This is a genomic window from Methylobacterium sp. BTF04, from assembly GCF_010692745.1.
Taxonomy (GTDB): Bacteria; Pseudomonadota; Alphaproteobacteria; order Rhizobiales; family Beijerinckiaceae; genus Methylobacterium.
In genome coordinates, this window is sequence record NZ_JAAHTB010000012.1 from 14721 (window position 1) to 35079 (window position 20359).

The window sequence follows — 20359 nt, forward strand, 5'->3', positions numbered from 1 at the left end:
CTCACCCACGCGGCAGATCCGGATAGATCGCCCGCATCAGCTCACCCGCCGCTTCCGGCGTGCGCGGCCCGAAGCCGAGGAGGTAGAGGCCGTCCATGGTGACGAGGGATCGGCGGCCGGCAGCGGGTGTCCGACCCAACGCCGTCTCGGGGGCGAACACCGCCTCGGCTGTCGGCGGCTCGGCGCCGGTGCGCATCATCACGACCGTGTCGGGGGTAGCGGCGACGATGGCCTCGTCGGTCATCGGCTTGAAGCCCTGGAGCCCGGCGGCGGCGTTCTCGACGCCGGCGAGCTTGAGGATGCCGTCCGCCGTAGTGTCGAGCCCACCGACCATGGTGCGGCCACCTTGGAGCGAAAGCACCACCATGGCACGCGCCGGCCTTGCGATGCGGGCGCGCTGCGCCGCCAGATCGGCGAAATGCGCCCGGACCTCGGCGGCAAGCGCCTCGGCCTCCCGCTCGCTCCCGCTGAGGCGTCCAACGAGGGCGATCTTGTCGAGGACGCCGTCCGGGGTCGGCGGCTCCTTCACCATCTCCACCCGCACGCCGGCCTCGCGAATCAAGGTGAGGATTTCGGGCGGACCGGCCCCCTCCGCGGCGATGACGAGGTCTGGTCCGACGGAGAGCAGGCCTTCGGCGGACAGCGCACGCAGATAGCCGACATTCGCCTTCTCGCGCAGCGCCTCGGGCGGCTGCAGGCTCGTGGTGTCGACGGCGACGATCCGCGGGCCGGCGCCAAGGCGATACAGGATCTCGGTGACGGCACCGCCGAGGGACGCGATCCGGGTGGCGGGCCCGGCGGCCCATGCCGTACGCGGCGTGAGTGCGCCCACCGACGCAGCCAGCAGCAACCGGCGGCGATTCAGCAGCAGGGCGGGACGGGCCGTCATTTGGTGAGGATTAGCTTATCGTTGGCGGTGATCCGGAGGCGGTAGCGTTCACCTCCGTGAACGATCACGACCTCACGCCGGCCGTCCATCAGGACGGCCGAGGTGATTACCGCCTCGATCTGCGCACCGCGTGCGTCCGCCACAGAACGTGCCGCGAGACCTGCACTGGAAATTTCGGAGTCGAGCTTCGACATGTTGCCGATTCTAAAGAACCGCACCTTTGAATTGTTTTATTCTAAAGTACGGATACTGCATCTTCCCGCTCATAAGATTCTTTAGTCTGGTGTACAAGCAGACTTGATCACGCGACCTATCCACCAGGACCGCCGCTCAGCTGAACGCGGCGGCCGGGCCGATCCTCAAGCCGCGGGCTGCCAGCCGATCGATTGCCTCAGGAAACCGATGCCGAGGGCGAGGAAGGCGGCGGTCTCGGCGCTATCCTTGCCGTAGCCGTGGCCACCGGCGGCGGGCTCGTAGAAGGAAGCGGGATAACCCAGCGCATGGAGCTTGCGGGCCATCTTGCGGGCATGGCCCGGGTGGACGCGGTCGTCGCGCCGGCTCGTGGCGATGAGGATCGGCGGATAGGGGCGCCCGGCCTCGGCGACGTGATAGGCCGAGATGGCGCCGAGGAAGCGCCAATCCTCCGGGTCGTCGGGGTCGCCGTACTCGGCGATCCAACTCGCTCCGGCGAGCAGCTTGGCGTAGCGGCGCATGTCGATCAGCGGGATAGTGCAGAACAGGGCGCCGAAGCGTTCGGGATAGCGCGTCAGCATGTTGGCGATGAGGAGCCCGCCATTCGAACCGCCCTCGGCGGCGATGCGGCCCGGCCGGGTGATTCCGCGGGTGACGAGGTCGGCCGCGACGGCGGCGAAATCGTCATGCGCCAGGGCCTTGCCTTCGCGACGCCCGGCCTCGTGCCAGCGCGTGCCGAATTCGCCGCCGCCACGGATGTTGGCGACGACACTGGTCCCGCCGGGCTCGAGCCACAGCTTGCCAAGCACGGCCTGGTACGTCGGCAGCACCGAAACCTTGAAGCCGCCATAGGCGGACATGTGGACCGGAGCCTCTCCGGTCTCGCCCGCCGGCCCGACCTGGACGTAGGGGATGCGGGTGCCGTCCGCAGAGACGGCCTCATGCCGCGTCACGGCCAATCCGGATGCATCGAAGGCGGCCGGCATGGTGCGCAGGATTGTCGGGCTCGACAGGGCCGGTGGAATGGCGAGCAAGGTCGGCGGCGTCACCGGGTCCTGCACGACGGCGAGGAGTTCGCCATCGGCCTCCTCGGACTCGGCGTCGAACGGCCAGACCGAGACGCTACCGACCGTCGGCAGCCCGGGCACGCCGCGACGAATCCAGCCTTCGGTGTCCGGGGTGAAGACCTCGAAGGCGGGACGCAGGTCGTCGAGGGCGCCGATGACGAGGCGACCGTTCGACCAAAAGATCTCCTGGAGAGCGTTTTGCTCGCTCGGCTGCCACAGAACCGCGAAATCGCGGGCACCGGCGAGAAACGCCGAGAGTGCGATGACCAGCACGGTATCGGCCGCATGGGTGGCACCGCCGACGCTCCACGGGGTCCGCGGCCGCACGGCAAGCCAATCGCGATGCAGGTGAATTTCCGCGTCGGTGGGGATCGCCAGGAGCGTGCGCGCACCGGTCCGGTCACCGAGATGGATGGCGGCATCGAAAAAGCCGGTGCGTTCCGAAAACACGATGCGCTCGCTGCCGTCATGGCGCTCGACTTCGCCCCAGACGGCCATGTTCCCGGGCGCGGTCTCGAACAGAACCTGGGCGGACGACGGATCCGAGCCGCGCGGCCACAGTCGCACCGTGCGGGCATAGCCAGAGCGCGTCGCCATGCCCTCGCCAAAAGCACTCGACAGCAGCAGGGTGTCCCGATCGAGCCACGTTGCCCCGCCCTTGGCCTCTGGCAGGACGAAGCCGTCGGCGACGAAGCGGCAAGTGGTCAGGTCGAACTCACGCTGAACCGTGGCGTCACCGCCGCCCCGGCTCAGGCGCAGGAGCGCGCGGTCGTGGGCATGCGGGAGGACATCGGCGCCGGCCCAGACCCAATCCTCGCCTTCGGCCGCGGCGAGGGCATCGAGGTCGAGCAGAATCGCCCAGACCGGATTGCCGGCGCGGTAGCCCGGCTCATCCGTCCGACGCCACAGTCCGCGCGGGTGCTCCGCGTCTTTCCAGAGGTTGTGGAGAAAGTCGCCGCGGCGCTGGACCATAGGAATGCGGCCGGGCCGGTCGAGCAGCGCATGCACCGTGTCGCGGTCACGTGCGAAGGCGGCATCGGCGTAGCGCCCCAGGGTCTCGGCGTTCTGCGCCTCGACCCAGGCGACGGCCTCGAGCCCGTCGATTTCCTCGAGCCAGAGATGGGGGTCGTCATCCGGCTGAGCGAGCGTCGGGCGGGGATCGGGGGCAAGCGTCGTTGCGGTCATAGGCGAAGGTTAGGCGATATCGGCCAAGGAGGCACCGCCATCGGCTTGACGAAATGCCCAACCCGTCAGGTCACTCCGCCGCCATCCGGCTCGCCTCCCGATAGGGATGGGCCGGATAGGTCCCGATGATCCGCACTTCGCGCGAAAAATAGGCGAGTTCCTCGAGGGCACGGGCGAGGCCCGGATCCTCGGGATGGCCATCCACCTCGGCGTAAAACTGCGTCGCCGAGAATTGCCCGTCGACCATGTAGCTCTCGAGCTTCGACATGTTGACGCCGTTGGTGGCGAAGCCGCCCATCGCCTTGTAGAGCGCGGCCGGAATGTTGCGCACGCGGAAGATGAAGCTCGTCACCGCCGGGCCGGCATCGGCCGCCATCGGCTCGGGCTCGGGCGAGAACACCACGAAGCGCGTGGTGTTGTGGCTCTCGTCCTCCACGTCACGGGCGACGATGTCGAGCCCATAGACCTGTGCCGCAAGGGCGGGCGCCAGAGCGCCGCGGCTCGGATCTCCGGCCTCGGCGACCTCGCGCGCGGCACCGGCCGTGTCACCGGCGACGATCGCCTTCAGACCGAGGCGCCGGATGATCTTGCGGCACTGGCCGAGTGCATGGACGTGGCTGTGGACGCTCTTCAATGCCTCCACGGGCGTGCCGGGCAGCACCATCAGCTGAAAATGGATCGGCAGGAAATGTTCGGCGACGATGTGGAGCGCCGAGGTCGGGATGAGATGGTGGATGTCGGCGACCCGCCCGGCGATCGAGTTCTCGATAGGGATCATCGCCCGCGCTGCCCGGCCCTCGGTGACCGCCGCGAAGGCGTCCTCGAAGGTCGGGCAAGGCAGCGGCGTCCAGTCGGGATAGGCCTGGGCGCAGATGATGTGGGAGTTGGCGCCGGGCTCGCCCTGATAGGAGATCGTGCGGTGGGGCATGGCGGTCGATCTTTTTGCGGGGTGTCGGTGAGGATCAATTAAGGCGGCGGGCGCTGAGCAACGCGCGGGCCCGCTCCAGATCGGCGGGGGTATCCACGCCCAGCGGCAGGTCGTCGACGATCATCGCGTCGATGCGCATCCCGGCCTCCAAGGCGCGCAGTTGCTCCAGCTTCTCGCGGGTCTCGAGTTCCCCCGGCGGCAGGGCCATGAAGCGCGCGAGCGCCCGGCGGCGATAGGCGTAGAGGCCGATATGGTGGTGAAGAGGGCCCTCCCCCCAGGGGGCCGCAGCGCGAGTGAAGTAGAGCGCCCGCAACCGGCTCGGGCCGACGTGATGGCCGACGAGCTTGACCACGTTGGGGTCGTGGCGCTCCTCCTCGCGGGTAATGACCGCGCACAAGGTGGCGATATCCACAGATCGATCGGCCAAAGGCGCGATCGCCGCACCGATTGCGGCCGGATCGATAGTCGGAAGGTCGCCCTGCACGTTGACGACCACGTCGTGATTGCCGTGCGGATCGACGATCTCCAGGGCCTCCGCGAGCCGATCGGACCCGGTGGCATGGTCCGCCCGTGTCAGGACAGCGAGGCCGCCCGCGGCGGTGATCACATCGATGATGGCCGCGGTGTCGGTTGCCACCACCACCGGCCCGATGCCGGCTTCCACGGCGCGCCGCCAGACATGGACGATCATCGGTTCACCCGCGAGATCGGCGAGCGGCTTGTTCGGCAGGCGGGTCGCCGCCATGCGGGCAGGAATGAGGACAAGGGGATCGGACATCGGTCTGGCGTCGATCTTTCGGTTTCAGAACGGCCGCCATGTCATGAGGCCATTCCGTCACGCTCACGGCCTTAAGCTCGACCGAAGCCGAAGCGGTGCCGGTGGCAAAGCGGCTCTATCAGCCGGGGGACGCCTTGTCATCGCGAGGCGAAATCCCGGTCATCGCGAGGCGAACCCCTCCTTCCCGCGAAACGAAGCCCGCCTGGCCCTGTGCGTGCACGGGCGCGTGTCTGCGACTACGCGGTCCTGCACTCCGCCATTGTCAAGATCGGCCTTCAACGGCTAAGCACCCTCGATCCTTTCCAAAGTCCGGCGCGTGGCGCCACTGCCGGACCCATCCTGCGTACTTCCCCTGCCGGATACTTCGGAGTTGTCGAGAATGGACTCTTTCGAGCTGAACAAGGTCGCGGGTGCAGCGCTTGGCGCCGTCCTGTTCGCCGTCGGGTCGGGCTTCGTTGCCGAGCTGATCTACAATCCCAAGCCCGCCGGCACCGCCGGATATGCTCTACCCGAGCCGCAGGCCAAGGCCGCCGGCGCCTCCGCGGCGCCCGAGGCGCAGGCCGAGCCGCTGCCGATCCGGCTCGCCAGTGCCAGCGCGGACAAGGGCCAGTCGGGCGCCAAGAAGTGCACCTCCTGCCACAGCTTCGAGAAGGGTGGCCCGAACAAGGTCGGCCCGGACCTCTACGGCATCGTCGACCGGCAGCGCGCCCACCACGAGGGCTTCGAGTACTCGGCCGCGATGAAGGAGAAGGGTGGCAACTGGAGCTACGACGAGCTCGACAAGTTCCTGACCAATCCGAAGGTCTACATCGCCGGCACCAAGATGGCGTTCGCCGGCATCACCTCGCCCACCGAGCGGGCCGACGTCATCGCCTATCTGCGCACGCTGGCCGACACGCCGGCACCGCTCCCGGTGGCGGACAAGAAGGCCGAGGCCAAGCCTGTCGACGCCAAACCTGCCGAATCCAAGCCCGCCGAATCCAAGGCCGCCGCCGAATCCAAACCGACTGAGGGCAAGGCCGAGCCGAAGCCCGCAGCCCCTGCGGTGCCGAAAGCCGCGGAACCGAAGCCAGCGGACGCACCCCCGCCCGCTCCCGATGCGGCCCCGGCAGCCCCCGCCGAGAAGCCGGCGGAATAGGCGAGCGTCGTCAATCAGCGAGACGATCGGAAAGGCCGGGTATTCCCCGGCCTTTTTGTTTTGGACCCCGCTTCGAGGCTCACGCCTCTGCGCGAAAATCGCTCACTTGGCGTCGCCCGCCGGTCCGTCCTAGAACGGCGCCCTGCCGTCGCCGCTCAGGCGACGAAAACGCGCCGCCGACGGACCATTCGGAGACCGCCAGATCGTGATGCGACAAGCCCTGCTCGGACGCCTCCTCGCTGCCACCCTGGCCGTTCTCACCGTGGGATCGCGCGCCTGGGCGCAGGAACCGGCGCCTGCAGCGCCGAGCGGGCCGTGGCTTCACGCCGTCACGCTGATGGGGCAGCCCAAATACCCGGCCGATTTCAAGGCCTTCGACTATGCCGACCCGGCAGCCCCCAAGGGTGGCCTCGTGCGCCTCGGGGCGCAGGGCGGCTTCGACAATTTCAATGTCGTCGTGTCCGGCCTCAAGGGCGACCTCGAAGGCGGCATCGCGATCCTCTACGACACCCTGATGACCGAATCGGCCGATGAGCCGTTCACCTCCTACGGCCTGCTCGCCGATGGCGTGCGGCTCGCCGACGACCTCTCGGCGGTGTCCTACAGGCTCCGTGAGGGCGCCCACTGGCACGACGGCGCACCGATCACCGCCGAGGACGTGGTCTGGTCGTTCGATACACTGAAGGCCAACAGCCCGTTCTACGCCGCCTATTATCAAACGGTGACGAAAGCCGCGGTGACCGGTCCACGCGAAGTGACCTTTACCTTCGCCGAGAAGGGCAACCGCGAATTACCGCAGGTGATCGGCCAGCTCCGCGTGCTGCCCAAGCATTGGTGGACCGGCAAGGATGCGCAGGGACGCCCGCGCGACGCCACCCAAACCACCCTTGAGATCCCCCTCGGCTCCGGCCCCTACCGGCTCGCGAAGTTCGAGCCCGGCCGTAGCGCCACCTATGAGCGGGTGGCGGATTACTGGGGCAAGGATCTGCCGGTGAATGCCGGTCGGAACAATTTCGGCACGATGCGCTACGAATATTTTCGCGACTCCACCGTGCTGATCGAGGCACTGAAGGGCGACCTGTTCGACTTTCGCCAGGAGAACGTCGCGCGCAATTGGGCCACGGCCTACGATAATTTCCCGGCCGTGAAGGACGGTCGCCTGATCAAGGAGGAGTTCCCGGATCGCGGCAACGGCACGATGCAGGCTTTCGTATTCAACACCCGCCGGCCGAAATTCGCCGATCCGCGTGTCCGCCGGGCTTTCAACCTCGCGATGAACTTCGAGGAGATGAACCGCTCGCTGTTCTTCGGCCTCTACAAGCGGATCGACTCCTATTATTTCGGCTCCGAACTCGCGTCCTCCGGCCTTCCGCAAGGAGAGGAACTGGCGATCCTGGAGAGCGTGAAGTACAAGGTTCCGGCGAGCGTCTTCACCACGCCCTATACCAACCCGGTCAACGGCAACCCGGATGCGGTCCGGGCCAACCTGCGCGAGGCGGTCCGTCTCCTCAAGGAGGCCGGCTACGAGTTGCGCAACGGCCAGATGACCGATGTGAAAACCGGCGAGCCGCTCACCCTGGAATTCCTGGAATTCCAGAGTGTGTTCGAGCGGGTGGTGCTGCCGTTCGCGGCGCAGTTGAAGCTCATCGGCATCAACAGCAGCCTCCGGGTGATCGATCAGGCCCAGTACCAGAACCGCCTGCGCGCCTTCGATTTCGACGTCACCACCAGTTCGTGGGGTGAATCGTTGTCGCCCGGCAACGAGCAGCGCGAGTATTGGGGCTCGGCCGCTGCCGACAAGGCTGGTTCGCGCAACCTGATCGGCATCAAGGATCCGGCCATCGACGCGCTGATCGAGCGGGTGATCTACGCAGCGGATCGGCCCGGCGTGCTCGCGGCGACGCATGCCCTCGACCGGGTGTTGCTCGCCCATGATTACGTGGTGCCGCAATGGGCCTCCAACGTCGCGCGGACCCTGCGCTGGAATCGCTTCGCCCACCCCAAAACTCTGCCGCTCTACGGAAGCTCGGGCTTTCCCACCACGTGGTGGTACGACGAGGCACTGGCCGCCAAGACCGGGGCGCCGCGGTGAGTGCTGCGCCGAGCCGGCGCACCCTGGTCCTCGGGGCCGGGGTCATCGCCGCCTCGGCGGCGTTGCCCGGCTCGAGCCGGGCGGATGGTCCCAGGACCAGCCACGGGCTGTCGAGCTTCGGCGAGCTGAAATACCCCGCCGATTTTCCGAACTTCGCCTATGTAAACCCGGAAGCGCCGCGCGGCGGCCGGTTCTCGGCGCAGCTCGCCTCCACAATGGGCAACCAGGCGTCGGACACCTTCAACACCCTCAACATCTACGTGCTGCGCGGCGATGGCGCCGCGGGCATGAACCTCACCTTCGACTCCCTGATGGTGCGCGCCCTCGACGAACCCGACGCGCTCTACGGGCTCCTCGCCCGCTCGGTGGAGATCGCGCAGGACGGGCTGACCTATCGGTTCGCCCTGCGTCCGCAGGCCCGCTTCCACGACGGTTCGCGCCTGACGGCAAAGGACGTCGCCGCCTCGCTGATGCTCCTGAAGGAGAAGGGCCATCCCGAGATCGCGCAGGTGATCCGCGATATGACCGAGGCTGTGGCCGAGGGCGACGAGACCGTCGTGGTGCGCTTCGCGCCTGGTCGCAGCCGCGACTTGCCACTGTTCGTGACGACGCTGCCGATCTTCTCTCAGGCCTATTATGAAAAACGCGACTTCGAGGCGTCGTCGTTGGAGCCACCACTCGGGTCGGGCCCTTACCGGGTCGGGCGTATCGAGGCCGGCCGATTCATCGAGTTCGAACGGGTAGCCGATTACTGGGCCGCCGATCTGCCGGTGACGATCGGCCAGAACAATTTTGACGCCATCCGCTACGAGTATTTCCGCGATCGGCAGGTGGCGTTCGAGGCGTTCAAGGGCGGCGCGTTCACCTTTCGCGAGGAGTTCACCTCGCGGGTCTGGGCGACCGGCTACGACTTTCCCGCTGTCACCGAGGGACGGGTGCGCAAGGAGGTCGTGCCCGACGCGCGCCCCTCGGGCACTCAGGGCTGGTGGATCAACACCCGCCGCGAGGCGTTTCGCGATGCGCGCATCCGCGAGGCGATCGGCCTGTGCTTCGACTTCACTTGGTCGAACAAGAACCTGATGTTCGGCGCCTATCAGCGCACCGCGTCGTTCTTCGAGAATTCCGAGCTCAAGGCCACCGGCAAGCCGGGGCGGGAGGAACTCGCCCTGCTCGATCCCATGCGCGCCGACTTGCCGGCGGATGTCTTCGGCGAGCCCTGGAGCCCACCGGATTCGGACGGCACCGGTCAGGACCGGGCATTGCTGAGCCGCGCCGTAGCCCTGCTGCGCGAGGCCGGCTGTACCCGTGAGGGCGGCACGATCCGCCTCCCCTCAGGCAAGCCGCTCGAGATCGAGTTCCTCGACAACGATCCGGTGTTCGAGCCGGTGACGCATCCCTTCATCCGCAACCTCGGGCTGATCGGGATCAAGGGCCGCATACGGCTCGTCGATGCCTCGCAGTATCAGGCGCGGCTCAAGGATTTCGACTTCGACGTGACCTCGCGCCGCTATGCCGGCGGCATGACGCCCGGCCCCGAACTGCGCGAGATCTACGGCTCGCGCGCCGCCGACACCCCGGGCTCCAACAACCTCTCGGGCATCGCCAACCCGGCGGTGGATACGCTCATCGCCAAAGTCGTCGACGCCACCTCGCGCATCGAGATGGTCCATGCCGCTCGCGCCCTCGACCGGGTGCTGCGCGCGGGCCGCTACTGGGTGCCGATGTGGTACAAGGCCGATCACCGGCTCGCGCTGTGGGATGTCTATGGCCGTCCGGCACAGGGTCCGGCCTACGACCTCGGCGTACCGGGTGTGTGGTGGTACGATGCCGCGAAAGCCCGGCGCATCGGCCGCAACTGAGGATACTCGCCTTTGCTCGGCTACATCCTGCGACGCCTCGCCCTGATGATCCCGACCATCTTCGGGATCATGCTCATTACCTTCGTCATCGTTCAGTTCGCCCCCGGCGGCCCGGTGGAGCGCGTACTGGCGCAGCTTCAGGGTCAGAGCGAGGGCAGCCTGTCGCGGGTGACCGGCGGTGCCGGCGATCTCGGCGGCTCGGCTCGATCCTCTGGCGGCGGCGAGGCCAGTTCCCGCTATCGCGGCGCCCAGGGGCTCGACCCGGCCTTCATCAAGAAACTCGAACAGCAATTCGGCTTCGACAAGCCGGCGCCCGAGCGCTTCGCCAAAATGATCTGGGACTACGCCCGGTTCGATTTCGGCAACAGCTACTTTCGCGATGTCTCGGTGCTGCAACTGATCCGCGAGCGGCTGCCGGTTTCGATCTCGCTGGGTCTGTGGATGACACTGATCTCCTACGCGATTTCGATTCCGCTCGGCATCCGTAAGGCGGTGAGCGACGGTTCGCGCTTCGACCTGTGGACCTCGGCTGTCGTGATCGTCGGCTACGCGATCCCGAGCTTCCTGTTCGGTATCGCGCTGATCATCCTGTTCGCCGGCGGCTCGTTCGTCCAGATCTTCCCGATCCGCGGCTTGACCAGCGAGAATTTCGAGACCCTCAGCCTGTGGGGGAAGCTGGTGGACTACGCTTGGCACATGACGCTGCCGCTCACCGCCCTGGTGCTGGGCGCCTTCGCAACCTCGACGCTGCTCACCAAGAACTCGTTCCTCGATGAGATCCGCAAGCAATACGTGCTGACCGCTCGGATGAAGGGCCTCTCCGAGCGGAGGGTGCTCTACGGGCACGTGTTTCGCAACGCCATGCTCATCGTCATCGCGGGCTTTCCCGCGGCCTTCATCTCGGCGTTCTTCACCGGCTCGCTCCTGATCGAGACGATCTTCTCGCTCGATGGCCTCGGACTCCTGTCCTTCACCTCCATCGTCGGGCGCGACTATCCTGTGGTCTTCGCGACGCTGTACATCTTCTCGCTCCTCGGGCTCGCGGTGAACCTGCTGTCCGATCTGATCTACACCTGGATCGATCCACGCATCGATTTTTCGGCGCGCGCCACATGACCACCCTGCCCCTGGTCATTCGGCTGGAACGCCCAGGGGACGTCGCCGCCATCGATCGCCTGCATGCCCGCGCCTTCGGGCCGGGGCGCTTCGCCCGCACCGCCTATCGCCTTCGCGAAGGGACGCATCCCCTGGCCGAGCTGTGCTTCACGGCATTGGTCGGCACCTATCTGGTCGGCTCGATCCGCATCGGGCCGGCCGAAGCAAGCGGGCCACTCCTCGTGCTCGGGCCGCTGACCGTCGATCCGAGTTTCGAGAAGCGCGGCATCGGCGCAGCGTTGATGCAGACCAGCCTGGATGCGGCGGTGGCCACGGGCCACAGCCTCGTCGTTCTGGTGGGCGACGGCCCCTATTACCGGCGCTTCGGCTTCACGCCGGTGCCCCCCGGACGCCTCGTGCCGCCCGGCCCCGTCGATCCGTCACGCTTCCTATGGCGCGAATTGAAGCCCGGCGCCTGCGAAACCGTCTCAGGCAGCGTCAGCGCCACCCGCAGCCGCTGACGCGTCGATCACGGGACGGGCGGATTGCGAAGACCGCGGATTGATCCGTCGACGTCCCTCAAGCCACGCTGCCGCGCCGACCCTCCACCAGCCACATCGCCAGCACGGCTCCAGCGAGGGCAGCCAACGCCCAGAGGCCGAGCGCCAGCGGGTAGACCTCGACGCCGCGGATATTGGCGCTGTCGCTCGGGCGGAACCCGATCCAATCGGCGCCGGCGAGGCGTCCACTCCGGACTGCCTGGAGCCGGGGGACGGCAGTGCCGCCATTGGCCTCGGCGATACGCCGGATCGAGCCGCCGGTGGCCTCCGCCAGGGCCTTGAGGCGCTCCGTGTCGCTGAACACGTCCGCCAGTTCGCGCGGGTTCGGCGGCCCGACGCTGACGAAGGCGACGAGGTTGCCCGAACGCAGGGTGTGCAGCCCGAGTTCCGTCGCCTCGAAGGTCGTGGAGAACAGGCCGGGTTCGCCCTGCGCGAGGGTCAATGTGCGTTCCGTGCCGGTCGGACCGGTGACGCGGACCGGCTCGATCGTGTCGGCCATCGTCTGGCGCTCGACGCGAATCTCGCGACCGTGTCCGGTGGTCTGCGCCCGCAGCGCCTCTTCCTCGAGCGCCGGCTCTTTCATCAGCCAATGGCCGAGGCGGCGCAGCAGATCGAGATAGGGACCGCCATCCTGATAGCCGCGCGCCCACAGCCAGGCATGGTCCGACAGCAGCAGCGCGACACGACCTTTCTCCTCGCGCGACAGGGCGAGAAGCGGCAGGGCGTTCGGGCCCTGGAGGATCGGCTGGATCCCGGGCTTCACCTGGGCCGAGACGATCCGCAACCAGTCGCCCCAGGCTGGCGGCGATACCTCGGAGCCCGGCAGCGCCCGTGTCACCGGGTGGCGGTTACCGGTTGCGGTCAACGCTGCCTTGTAGGGCTGCTCGACGACACGGCCGTTGGGCTCACCCGGCAGAATCTGAGCGAGTCGGGTTCGGGCGAGACTGGATGAAGATGCGAATTCGGGTCCGGCCGCGATCAGCAGCGCACCGCCTTCGCGGACGTAGCGGACGATGTTGTCGAAATAGGCCGACGGCAGGACGCTCTGGTTGGCGTACCGGTCGAAGATGATCAGGTCGAAGTCCTTGATCTTCTGAACGAACAATTCACGCGTCGGGAAGGCGATCAGCGAAAGCTCCGAGATCGGCGTGCCGTCCTGCTTCTCCGGCGGCCGCAGAATCGTGAAGTGGACGAGATCGACGTTGGCGTCCGATTTCAGGAGGTTGCGCCACGTACGCTCGCCCTGGTGCGGCTCACCCGAAACGAGGAGCACCCGCAGCTTTTCGCGAATGCCCTCGATGGGAAGGACGGCGCGGTTGTTGACCTTGGTGAGCTCACCGGCAAGGGGCTCAACCTCGATCTCGACCACGTTGGGACCGCCATGGTCGATCCGCATGGTCAACGAGAACGGTTGTCCGGTGGGGAAGGCGCGCCGACCGACCTCTTCGCCGTCGCGGCGAACGGTCACCACGGCATTGCCGGTGCCGCCGCGCTCCATCACCTCGGCGCGGATCGTCAGGTCGCGCCCGACGATGCCGAACCGCGGCGCCTCGATCAGCTTGATCTGACGATCGCGCTCGTCCGGGTGCCCGGTGACGAGCACGTGGAGCGGTCCTTTAATTCCCAATGCCGCCACCGAGGCGGGGATATCGTGAACGACCCCGTCGGTGAGCATGACCACGCCGGCGAGGCGCTCAGGGGGGACGTCGGCCAGGGTCTGGGACAGAGCGGTGAACAGCTTGGTGCCATCATCGCTGTCCTTGGCATCGGGCACATCGATGAAGCGCGGCTCGATCTCGGCCAGTGCACCGAAGCGGCGCTGAAGCTCCGCCCGCACCGCGTCGGTCATTGCCGGCCTGTCGCCGAGCGCCTGCGAGCCCGAGCGGTCGACCACCACCGCGACGATGTCCTTGACCGGCTCACGATCCTCGCGGACCAGCGACGGGTTGGCGATGGCGAGCAGCACAAGCGCAAGCGCTACGCTGCGCAGGAGCGCTGTGCGTCCGCGCGCCAGCAGCGCCAGGACGCAGAAGATCGCCACGACGATCCCGAATCCGGCCAGGACCGGCCAGGGCACCAGGGGAGTGAAGCTGAGGCTCAGCATCGGCGTGTGGCCTCTAAATTCGCTGTGATGTCGGTTTGTCCCCTTACGGCGTCTTCCACCTCAGTAGCTCGCCAAATCGGTGCGGAAGAAGGCCTCCAGTTTCTCAGCGGAATGCTGAGAGAACCTTGAGATGAATCCGCGGCGCGCAGCCACTTTAGAGCGAAGGCCGCTATTTCGATCGTTGGCATCGCTACGATCGTCACTGTCCGAGCCGCTCCAGCAAAGCCGGTACGTGGACCTGATCCGCCTTGTAGTTCCCGGTCAGGGTGTAGATCACGAAGTTGATTCCGCCGCGAAACGCCATCTCACGCTGGCGCTGGTCGCCACCGACGATGGGGTAGAGCGGCTCGCCGCGCTTGCCCACCGCCCAGGCCGCGGCGAGGTCGTTGCCGGTGATGATGATCGGCGAGACGCCGTCTCCGGCCCGTGCCGGCCGGCGCTCGGTTCCCTCGGCGGCCGGCGGCAGGGTCTCGACCCAGGTCTGACCGGTGGCATAGCGGCCAGGGAAATCATCGACGAGGTAGAACGCCTTCGTCAGCACGTGGTCGGCCGGCACCGGCTCCAGTTCCGGGACCTCAAGGGTGGACAGCATCTTGCGCAGGTAGGCGCCTTCCGGCGTCGGCGGCCCGCCTGGACGTGCGGTGAGCGCGTCCCGGGTATCGAACAGGACTGTGCCGCCATTGCGCATGAAGGCGTCGATACGGCGGATCGCGGCCTCGCTCGGCTGCGGCCGGCCGGCGACGATGGGCCAGTAGATCAGCGGGTAGAACGCGAGTTCGTCCTTGGCCGGATCGATACCGATCGGCTCTCCGGGTTCGAGCGCGGTGCGGCTCGCGAGCATCTGAGTCAGGCCCGACAGGCCAGCCCGACTCGCGGCATCGGCCGCCTCGTCACCGGTGACGACGAAAGCGAGCCTGGTCGCAAGCGCAGATTCAATCCCGTTGGGTCGAGACGCCGCCGTCTGCGCCTGGACCGGCGTCGGAAGCAGTGCCGGCGCGACGAGGATCATCGCCAGAAGCGCAGCGGTGGCGGAGCGCCCGAAGCCGCCACGGCGGCGGAGGAACCCGCCGAGCCAGAGGCCGGCGAGCGTATCGAGAATGAGAAGCATCAGGGCCAGGGTGAAAAGGGTGGCGCGCAGATCGAGGGTCTCCGCCCCCGCGAGGGAGCCGGTGCGGGCCGCCTTGAGGGGCGCAAAGTCGAGGGGCTTGAGGCGGTCGTCGGCCTTGAGCGCGTTCACCGCGAGACCGCCATCAGCCGGCCCGTAGAAACCGGGTGGGTGCTCGAACGATCCCCGCTCGGAATAATCAGCCGCAACCGCAGTGGCGCCGGCCGGCGGGCTGCCGAGAGCGCTGAACCCATCGAGGGTGAGGCGTGGCGCCAGCACCGCGGCGGGCTTGGCCGATGTTTCTCCGGCCGGCGCCGCAGTGGAGCCGGCAAGCGCCACCACACGGCGCAGCATGTCGATGAACAGGCCCGACAATGGCAGGTTCGACCACGTCGTATCGGCGGTGACGTGGAACAGCACCACGAGCCCTTTTTCCCGCTTCTGTGCGGTGACGATGGGCGTACCGTCCTGCAGCGACGCCCATGTGCGGCCCGGCAGATCGCCATCGGGCTCCGCTAAGATCTGGCGTCGCACACCGATATCCGCAGGCGGGACGAGGCCCGCGAACGGGCTTTCCGGGGCGAAGGCGGCCAGTGTCTTGGGGCTATCCCAGGACAGTGTGCCGCCAAGCGTGCGACCACCCCGGCGAAGGCGGACCGGCACCAGAGGATCGTTACCGGCGGCCAGACGCGGGCCAGCGAAACGCAGCAGCAACCCGCCGTCGTCCACGAACGATTCCACGCGAGCCAGGGTCGGCGCGTCGAGGGCCCCGACATCGGCCAGCACGAGCACCGAAACCTGGGCGTCGAGCATCTGCGCCACGGAATCGGCGACACCCTTGGCGCCGCGTGGCTCCTGCACATCGGCGAAGGGGGTAAGCGCCCGCGACAGGTAGTAGGTCGGGGCCAGCAACGGCTGGGCCTGGTCGCTGGTGCCGCCGAAGACGAGGCCGACGCGACGGCGCTTCCCGCGCTCGTCCATGAGCGTGACGGCGCCGGCAGAACGCTCGGCGAGAATTTCGAGCCGGCTGATGCCGTTGCGCAGCTCCACCGGCAGATCGAAGCCGATCTCGGCCTCGGTCGCGCCATCTCCAAACGTAAAATCGTGCTCTGCGAGGGGCAGACCCTTCTGATCGAGGGCGCGCACGAGGCCAGTATCGCGCCCGTTCGGAGCGGCACGCAGGACACGAGCGGTGAGCCGACCCGCCGATTCGGCAGCCGAGAGCGCCAAGGCCGTCGGCCGGTCGGCCGTCAGGATAGTGAGCCCGGCGCCGTATTTTGCCGTGAGATCGGCCAGCCCCTTGGCGAACGTCTCCTCACCCGGCCCGGTAACGCCGTCGCTGATCCAGATCAACGATGCATTGGGGGTACGCTCGAGAAAGGCGCTGATTCCGTTCAGGTGCGCTGAGCGATCCGCCAGATGCGGTCGCGGCGCAATGGCACGCAGGCGATCGAGAGCCGCCGCCGGCACCTTGGCCTCGAAGGCTGCCGCCGGTTCGGCCAACGCCACGACGGCCACGGGGCGCCCGTCGCGCGCCGCGGCCTCGATGGCGTCAGTGGCGACGCGCAGGCGATCGCGCCAATCGTGGGCGGCGGAGAAGCCGTTGTCGATCAGCACGAGAAGCGGCGTGCGGCCGGACGCGGCGACGATGCCGGACGGATTCCAGACCGGGCCGGACACCGCGAGGACGAGACAGGCGGCGGCGAGAATCCGAAGAATGAGGAGCCACGGCGGGGTGCGGGCCGGCGTCTCGCGCTTGGCCAACAGGTCGGCCATGATCCGCAGGGGCGGAAACTCGATCCGCTGCGGACGCGGCGGCGTCACCCGCAGCAGGAACCACAGGGCCGGCAAGGCAACAAGGGCCGCGAGAGCGAGAGGAGCGGCGAAAGTCAGGGGCAATCCGAACACGCGATGATCCTCAGCCGGTCCCGCGCGCCGCAGCGACGAGGGTCAGGAGGCGAAGGGCGGCTTCGCTGGCCGGTCGGTCGGTGCGGTGGATGGTCAGCGTCCAGCCTTGTGCGCGGGCGATCTCCGAGAGGCCGGCCCGATGCGCGGCGATTCGCGTGCGGTAGGCCTCGCCCCACGCGCCGGCATCGCCAATGGCGAGGCTGGTACGCGATTCCGGATCGTGCAGTACCGCCTGGCCCGAGAACGGGAACGTCTCTTCGACCGGGTCTACGATCATCACGAGGTGGCCGTGCGTGCCATGTCCGGCGATGCGATCGACGGCGGCTTTCACCTCGGCCAGCGGCGACAGAAAATCGCTGATCAGGATCGCCTCGTCGAAACGCCCCGGCGCGGCAGCGGGTGGCATATCGCCATCGAGCCCGGCGGTATCGGCGACGAGCGCCTGGGCCAAGGTCTCGACGATGCGGCGGGACGTCACCGCGCGGGTGAGACCGAGGAGGCCGGTGCGCTCGCCACCCTCCACCAAAGCGTCCGCCAGCGCGAAGCCCAGGACCAGGGCACGTTCCACCTTCGGCGCCTGAGCGAGTTGGGAGGCAAAGCCCATGGAGGCCGAGCGGTCGATCCAGAACCAGATGTTGTGGGCGGCCTCCCACTCGCGTTCACGCACGTAGAGCCGGTCGTCGCGGGCCGACCGGCGCCAATCGATCCGCGCAGCCGCCTCGCCGGCCACGAACGGGCGAAACTGCCAGAAGCTCTCGCCCGGGCCGGCCCGGCGGCGACCATGGAGGCCATGCGCGAGGGTGGTCGAAACGCGCCGCGCCTCGAGGATCAGGCGGGGCATCCGCTCGGCGAGCGACAGCGCCGTTTCAGTCTCGCGTCGCCCGGGAGAGCGGGCGGCGGCGGGAAGAACCCGCGTGGTGGCCATGGCCATCCGGCGCCTAGAGCTTCGCGGAGAGTTGGGCGATCAGACCCGGAACGGTCTCGCCATCGGCGCGCGCGGCGAAGCTCAGCGCCATGCGGTGTTTGAGGACGGGCTCGGCCAACGCCTTCACGTCGGCGATCGACGGCGCGACGCGTCCCTCGATGAGGGCGCGGGCCCGCACGGCCAGCGTCAGCGCCTGGCTGGCGCGCGGGCCGGGTCCCCACAGCAGCTTGCCCTTCAGCAATGGGTCGCCGCCCTCGGGACGGGCCGAGCGGACGAGGTCGAGGATCGCGTCGACCACGGCGTCGCCCACCGGCAAGCGGCGCACGAGACGCTGCGCGGTGAGGAGGCTTTCCGTCGACATCACCGCCTGCGGCTTGTGCTCATCGACGCCGGTGGTCTCGATGAGGATGCGGCGCTCGGCGGCGCGGTCGGGATAACCGACGTCGATTTCCAGCAGGAACCGGTCGAGCTGCGCCTCGGGCAGCGGATAGGTGCCCTCCTGCTCGATCGGGTTCTGAGTGGCGAGCACGTGGAACGGGCGCGGCAGATCGTGGCGCTCGCCGGCCACCGAGACGAAATGCTCCTGCATCGCTTGAAGCAGGGCCGACTGGGTGCGTGGGCTCGCGCGGTTGATCTCATCGGCCATTAACAGCTGCGTGAAGACCGGCCCCTTCACGAAGCGGAACGAACGATGACGATCGGCATCCTCGTCGAGGATTTCGGTGCCGAGGATATCCGAGGGCATCAGGTCCGGCGTGAACTGGACACGGCGTCCGTCGAGCCCGAGCACGATGCCGAGCGTCTCGACGAGCTTGGTCTTTGCCAAGCCGGGAAGGCCAACGAGGAGGCCGTGGCCGCCGGCCAGGATGGTGATCAGCGAAAGGTCGACCACCTGCTCCTGGCCGAAGATGACCTTGTGGACCGCCTCACGCGCCTGCTCCACCGCACCGAGACAGGCTTCCGCCGTGGCGACGATACCGTCCTCGAGGGTCACGGCTGGCTGGGAGCCCTGAATCATGCGTTGTCTGTCCTCAGCGTCTCGCTTCGACTTCCGGCGGTCGATCGCGGCGGCATCTCGGAGGCGGCCGGACACCATCTGGTCCTCGGGCCGCCGGGGGAAGAGTGTGGCGCCGTTTGCGCCGCCCTGGCAAGGTCGACGCGACGCCGCAGGTCCGACTCGCATTTGACAGCGGCGCCCGGGCGGCGAAACACCGATGCCACAGACACGTTCCCAAGCGATACGCAGCCGCTATGTAATGAGGCCATGACGCAGACGGATTCCGCCCCCTCAGACCCGATGCTCCCCGACCCGACGATCGCCCGCCTCAGCGCAGCGCTCGGTGACCTCCCCAGGCGCGGGCCGCCCCCGGTGGAGCGCTGGAATCCGCCCTATTGCGGACCGATCGACATGCGGATCGCCTCCGACGGGACGTGGTTCCACGATGGGGCGCCGATCCGGCGTCCGGCTCTAGTAAAGCTGTTCGCCTCGATCCTGCGCTGCGAGCCCGACGGCCGTGTGGTGCTGGTGACACCGGTGGAAAGCGTCGGGATCACCGTGGACGATGCCGCCTTCATCGCCGTCGAGATGGCGGTGGAGGGTGACGGCGATCACCGTCATATCGCGTTCCGGACCAACGTCGACGACCTCGTGGCGGTCGGCCCCGATCATGCTCTGCGCTTTGCACAGGATGAGGCGGGGGGCCTGCGGCCTTATATTCACGTACGGCGCGGCCTTTGGGCTCTGGTAACGCGGGCGCTCACCTACGATCTCGTCGCCCTGGCCGAAGAGCGCGACGGCTGGCTCGGTCTCGGCGCCGGAGGCGCCTTCCACCGCATCGCGGCCGTCGAACCGGCATGAGCCGCGACGACGCCCTGGACGACCTGATCGCGCGCGCATCGGCCCATCTCTCCGCCGATCCGCCGGAGCCCGGGGACCCGACGTCGAATCCGCGCGGCGACCACGATCTCGATTCCGACGACGCGTTCGTTCCGCCCGGCCCGCATCGCCAGGCAGCCGTGCTGGTGCCGGTGGTACCGCGCGACGACGGACTTGGAGTGCTCTTCACCTTGCGCGCCGCGCACCTGCGCGACCATTCCGGGCAGATCGCCTTTCCCGGCGGTAAGATCGACCCAGCCGACGCCACGCCCGCCGACGCGGCCTTGCGCGAGGCCCACGAAGAGGTCGGCTTGGATGCTGCCGCCATCCGGCTCCTGGGATATCTCGACCCCTACCTGTCGGCTACAGGCTTCCTCGTGATGCCGGTCCTCGGTCTCGTCGACCCAGCCGCTCCCTTGCGTCTCAATCCAGACGAGGTCGCCGATACCTTCGAGGCGCCGCTCGCCTACCTCCTCGACCGCTCCCGGCGCCGGATCGAAAGCGGGACGTGGCGTGGCCGGACTCGCCGCTACTATGCGATTTCCTATGGACCCCACCGGATCTGGGGTGTGACGGCGGGGATCGTGAACAATCTCCACGAGCGCCTGTTTCCGTGACATGACGCGGTGCACGCTATTCCGGTCCCCTCCCCGATGAG

Annotated in this window: 16 protein-coding genes; 7 read left to right on the forward strand and 9 right to left on the reverse strand. The window is 67.9% G+C overall.

What is annotated here, in order from left to right:
* Nucleotide 1: 1 nt before the first annotated feature.
* The 5 genes from G3T14_RS09615 to G3T14_RS09635 form a co-directional block, all read right to left on the reverse strand.
* A complete protein-coding gene (locus G3T14_RS09615) occupies nt 2-889 on the reverse strand; it encodes an ABC transporter substrate-binding protein (RefSeq protein WP_163642104.1) in 888 nt (295 codons plus the stop codon).
* On the reverse strand, nt 886-1083 hold the full coding sequence (locus G3T14_RS09620) for a hemin uptake protein HemP (RefSeq protein ID WP_163642106.1): 198 nt from the start codon (nt 1081-1083) through the stop codon (nt 886-888). The genes G3T14_RS09615 and G3T14_RS09620 overlap by 4 nt, the downstream gene beginning before the upstream one ends.
* A gap of 165 nt (nt 1084-1248) precedes the next feature.
* The gene (locus G3T14_RS09625; protein ID WP_163642108.1) at nt 1249-3333 is read right to left on the reverse strand and encodes a prolyl oligopeptidase family serine peptidase; all 2085 of its coding nucleotides are present in this window, start codon (nt 3331-3333) and stop codon (nt 1249-1251) included.
* Between the two features lie 70 nt (nt 3334-3403).
* A complete protein-coding gene (locus tag G3T14_RS09630; RefSeq protein ID WP_163642110.1) occupies nt 3404-4261 on the reverse strand; it encodes a prephenate dehydratase in 858 nt (285 codons plus the stop codon).
* A 34-nt stretch (nt 4262-4295) separates the two neighbouring features.
* A complete protein-coding gene (locus G3T14_RS09635) occupies nt 4296-5039 on the reverse strand; it encodes a 3-deoxy-manno-octulosonate cytidylyltransferase (RefSeq protein WP_163642112.1) in 744 nt (247 codons plus the stop codon).
* A gap of 379 nt (nt 5040-5418) precedes the next feature.
* On the opposite strand from G3T14_RS09635, the gene G3T14_RS09640 reads away from it, so the two are divergent.
* From G3T14_RS09640 to G3T14_RS09660, 5 genes are all read left to right on the forward strand, one after another.
* Nucleotides 5419-6177: a cytochrome c family protein gene (locus G3T14_RS09640; RefSeq protein WP_163642113.1), complete on the forward strand. Its 759-nt coding sequence runs from the start codon at nt 5419-5421 to the stop codon at nt 6175-6177.
* A gap of 208 nt (nt 6178-6385) precedes the next feature.
* Nucleotides 6386-8269: an extracellular solute-binding protein gene (locus G3T14_RS09645; RefSeq protein ID WP_163642300.1), complete on the forward strand. Its 1884-nt coding sequence runs from the start codon at nt 6386-6388 to the stop codon at nt 8267-8269.
* Nucleotides 8266-10128, forward strand: coding sequence for an extracellular solute-binding protein (locus G3T14_RS09650; protein WP_163642115.1), 1863 nt, complete (start codon nt 8266-8268; stop codon nt 10126-10128). Before G3T14_RS09645 ends, G3T14_RS09650 begins: the two co-directional genes overlap by 4 nt.
* A gap of 12 nt (nt 10129-10140) precedes the next feature.
* A complete protein-coding gene (locus G3T14_RS09655) occupies nt 10141-11244 on the forward strand; it encodes a microcin C ABC transporter permease YejB (protein ID WP_163642117.1) in 1104 nt (367 codons plus the stop codon).
* A complete protein-coding gene (locus G3T14_RS09660) occupies nt 11241-11744 on the forward strand; it encodes an N-acetyltransferase (RefSeq protein ID WP_163642119.1) in 504 nt (167 codons plus the stop codon). The genes G3T14_RS09655 and G3T14_RS09660 overlap by 4 nt, the downstream gene beginning before the upstream one ends.
* A gap of 58 nt (nt 11745-11802) precedes the next feature.
* Here G3T14_RS09660 and G3T14_RS09665 read toward each other — a convergent pair whose 3' ends face one another.
* The 4 genes from G3T14_RS09665 to G3T14_RS09680 all read right to left on the reverse strand — a co-directional run bounded on the left by G3T14_RS09665 (nt 11803) and on the right by G3T14_RS09680 (nt 18843).
* On the reverse strand, nt 11803-13887 hold the full coding sequence (locus G3T14_RS09665) for a hypothetical protein (RefSeq protein ID WP_163642121.1): 2085 nt from the start codon (nt 13885-13887) through the stop codon (nt 11803-11805).
* A gap of 199 nt (nt 13888-14086) precedes the next feature.
* Nucleotides 14087-16900 carry a DUF4159 domain-containing protein gene (locus G3T14_RS09670; RefSeq protein WP_163642123.1) on the reverse strand — a complete coding sequence of 938 codons (2814 nt, stop codon included), beginning with the start codon at nt 16898-16900 and terminating at the stop codon, nt 14087-14089.
* Between the two features lie 10 nt (nt 16901-16910).
* The gene (locus G3T14_RS09675; RefSeq protein ID WP_163642125.1) at nt 16911-17825 is read right to left on the reverse strand and encodes a DUF58 domain-containing protein; all 915 of its coding nucleotides are present in this window, start codon (nt 17823-17825) and stop codon (nt 16911-16913) included.
* Between the two features lie 13 nt (nt 17826-17838).
* Entirely contained in the window at nt 17839-18843 is a 1005-nt protein-coding gene (locus G3T14_RS09680; protein ID WP_163642126.1) for a MoxR family ATPase, read from the reverse strand.
* Nucleotides 18844-19089: 246 nt separating this feature from the next.
* Between G3T14_RS09680 and G3T14_RS09685 the strand changes: the two genes are divergently transcribed.
* The gene (locus G3T14_RS09685) at nt 19090-19683 is read left to right on the forward strand and encodes a DUF1285 domain-containing protein (RefSeq protein WP_163642128.1); all 594 of its coding nucleotides are present in this window, start codon (nt 19090-19092) and stop codon (nt 19681-19683) included.
* A complete protein-coding gene (locus tag G3T14_RS09690) occupies nt 19680-20318 on the forward strand; it encodes a CoA pyrophosphatase (protein ID WP_163642129.1) in 639 nt (212 codons plus the stop codon). The genes G3T14_RS09685 and G3T14_RS09690 overlap by 4 nt, the downstream gene beginning before the upstream one ends.
* Nucleotides 20319-20359 lie beyond the last annotated feature (41 nt).

Excerpts from the sequence above, each read along its gene's own strand:
- G3T14_RS09615 (WP_163642104.1), bottom strand. The coding sequence starts at position 889 with ATGACGGCCCGTCCCGCCCTGCTGCTGAATCGCCGCCGGTTGCTGCTG.
- G3T14_RS09620 (WP_163642106.1), bottom strand. The coding sequence starts at position 1,083 with ATGTCGAAGCTCGACTCCGAAATTTCCAGTGCAGGTCTCGCGGCACGT.
- G3T14_RS09625 (WP_163642108.1), bottom strand. The coding sequence starts at position 3,333 with ATGACCGCAACGACGCTTGCCCCCGATCCCCGCCCGACGCTCGCTCAG.
- G3T14_RS09630 (WP_163642110.1), bottom strand. The coding sequence starts at position 4,261 with ATGCCCCACCGCACGATCTCCTATCAGGGCGAGCCCGGCGCCAACTCC.
- G3T14_RS09635 (WP_163642112.1), bottom strand. The coding sequence starts at position 5,039 with ATGTCCGATCCCCTTGTCCTCATTCCTGCCCGCATGGCGGCGACCCGC.
- G3T14_RS09640 (WP_163642113.1), top strand. The coding sequence starts at position 5,419 with ATGGACTCTTTCGAGCTGAACAAGGTCGCGGGTGCAGCGCTTGGCGCC.
- G3T14_RS09645 (WP_163642300.1), top strand. The coding sequence starts at position 6,386 with ATGCGACAAGCCCTGCTCGGACGCCTCCTCGCTGCCACCCTGGCCGTT.
- G3T14_RS09660 (WP_163642119.1), top strand. The coding sequence starts at position 11,241 with ATGACCACCCTGCCCCTGGTCATTCGGCTGGAACGCCCAGGGGACGTC.
- G3T14_RS09665 (WP_163642121.1), bottom strand. The coding sequence starts at position 13,887 with ATGCTGAGCCTCAGCTTCACTCCCCTGGTGCCCTGGCCGGTCCTGGCC.
- G3T14_RS09675 (WP_163642125.1), bottom strand. The coding sequence starts at position 17,825 with ATGGCCACCACGCGGGTTCTTCCCGCCGCCGCCCGCTCTCCCGGGCGA.
- G3T14_RS09680 (WP_163642126.1), bottom strand. The coding sequence starts at position 18,843 with ATGATTCAGGGCTCCCAGCCAGCCGTGACCCTCGAGGACGGTATCGTC.
- G3T14_RS09685 (WP_163642128.1), top strand. The coding sequence starts at position 19,090 with ATGACGCAGACGGATTCCGCCCCCTCAGACCCGATGCTCCCCGACCCG.
- G3T14_RS09690 (WP_163642129.1), top strand. The coding sequence starts at position 19,680 with ATGAGCCGCGACGACGCCCTGGACGACCTGATCGCGCGCGCATCGGCC.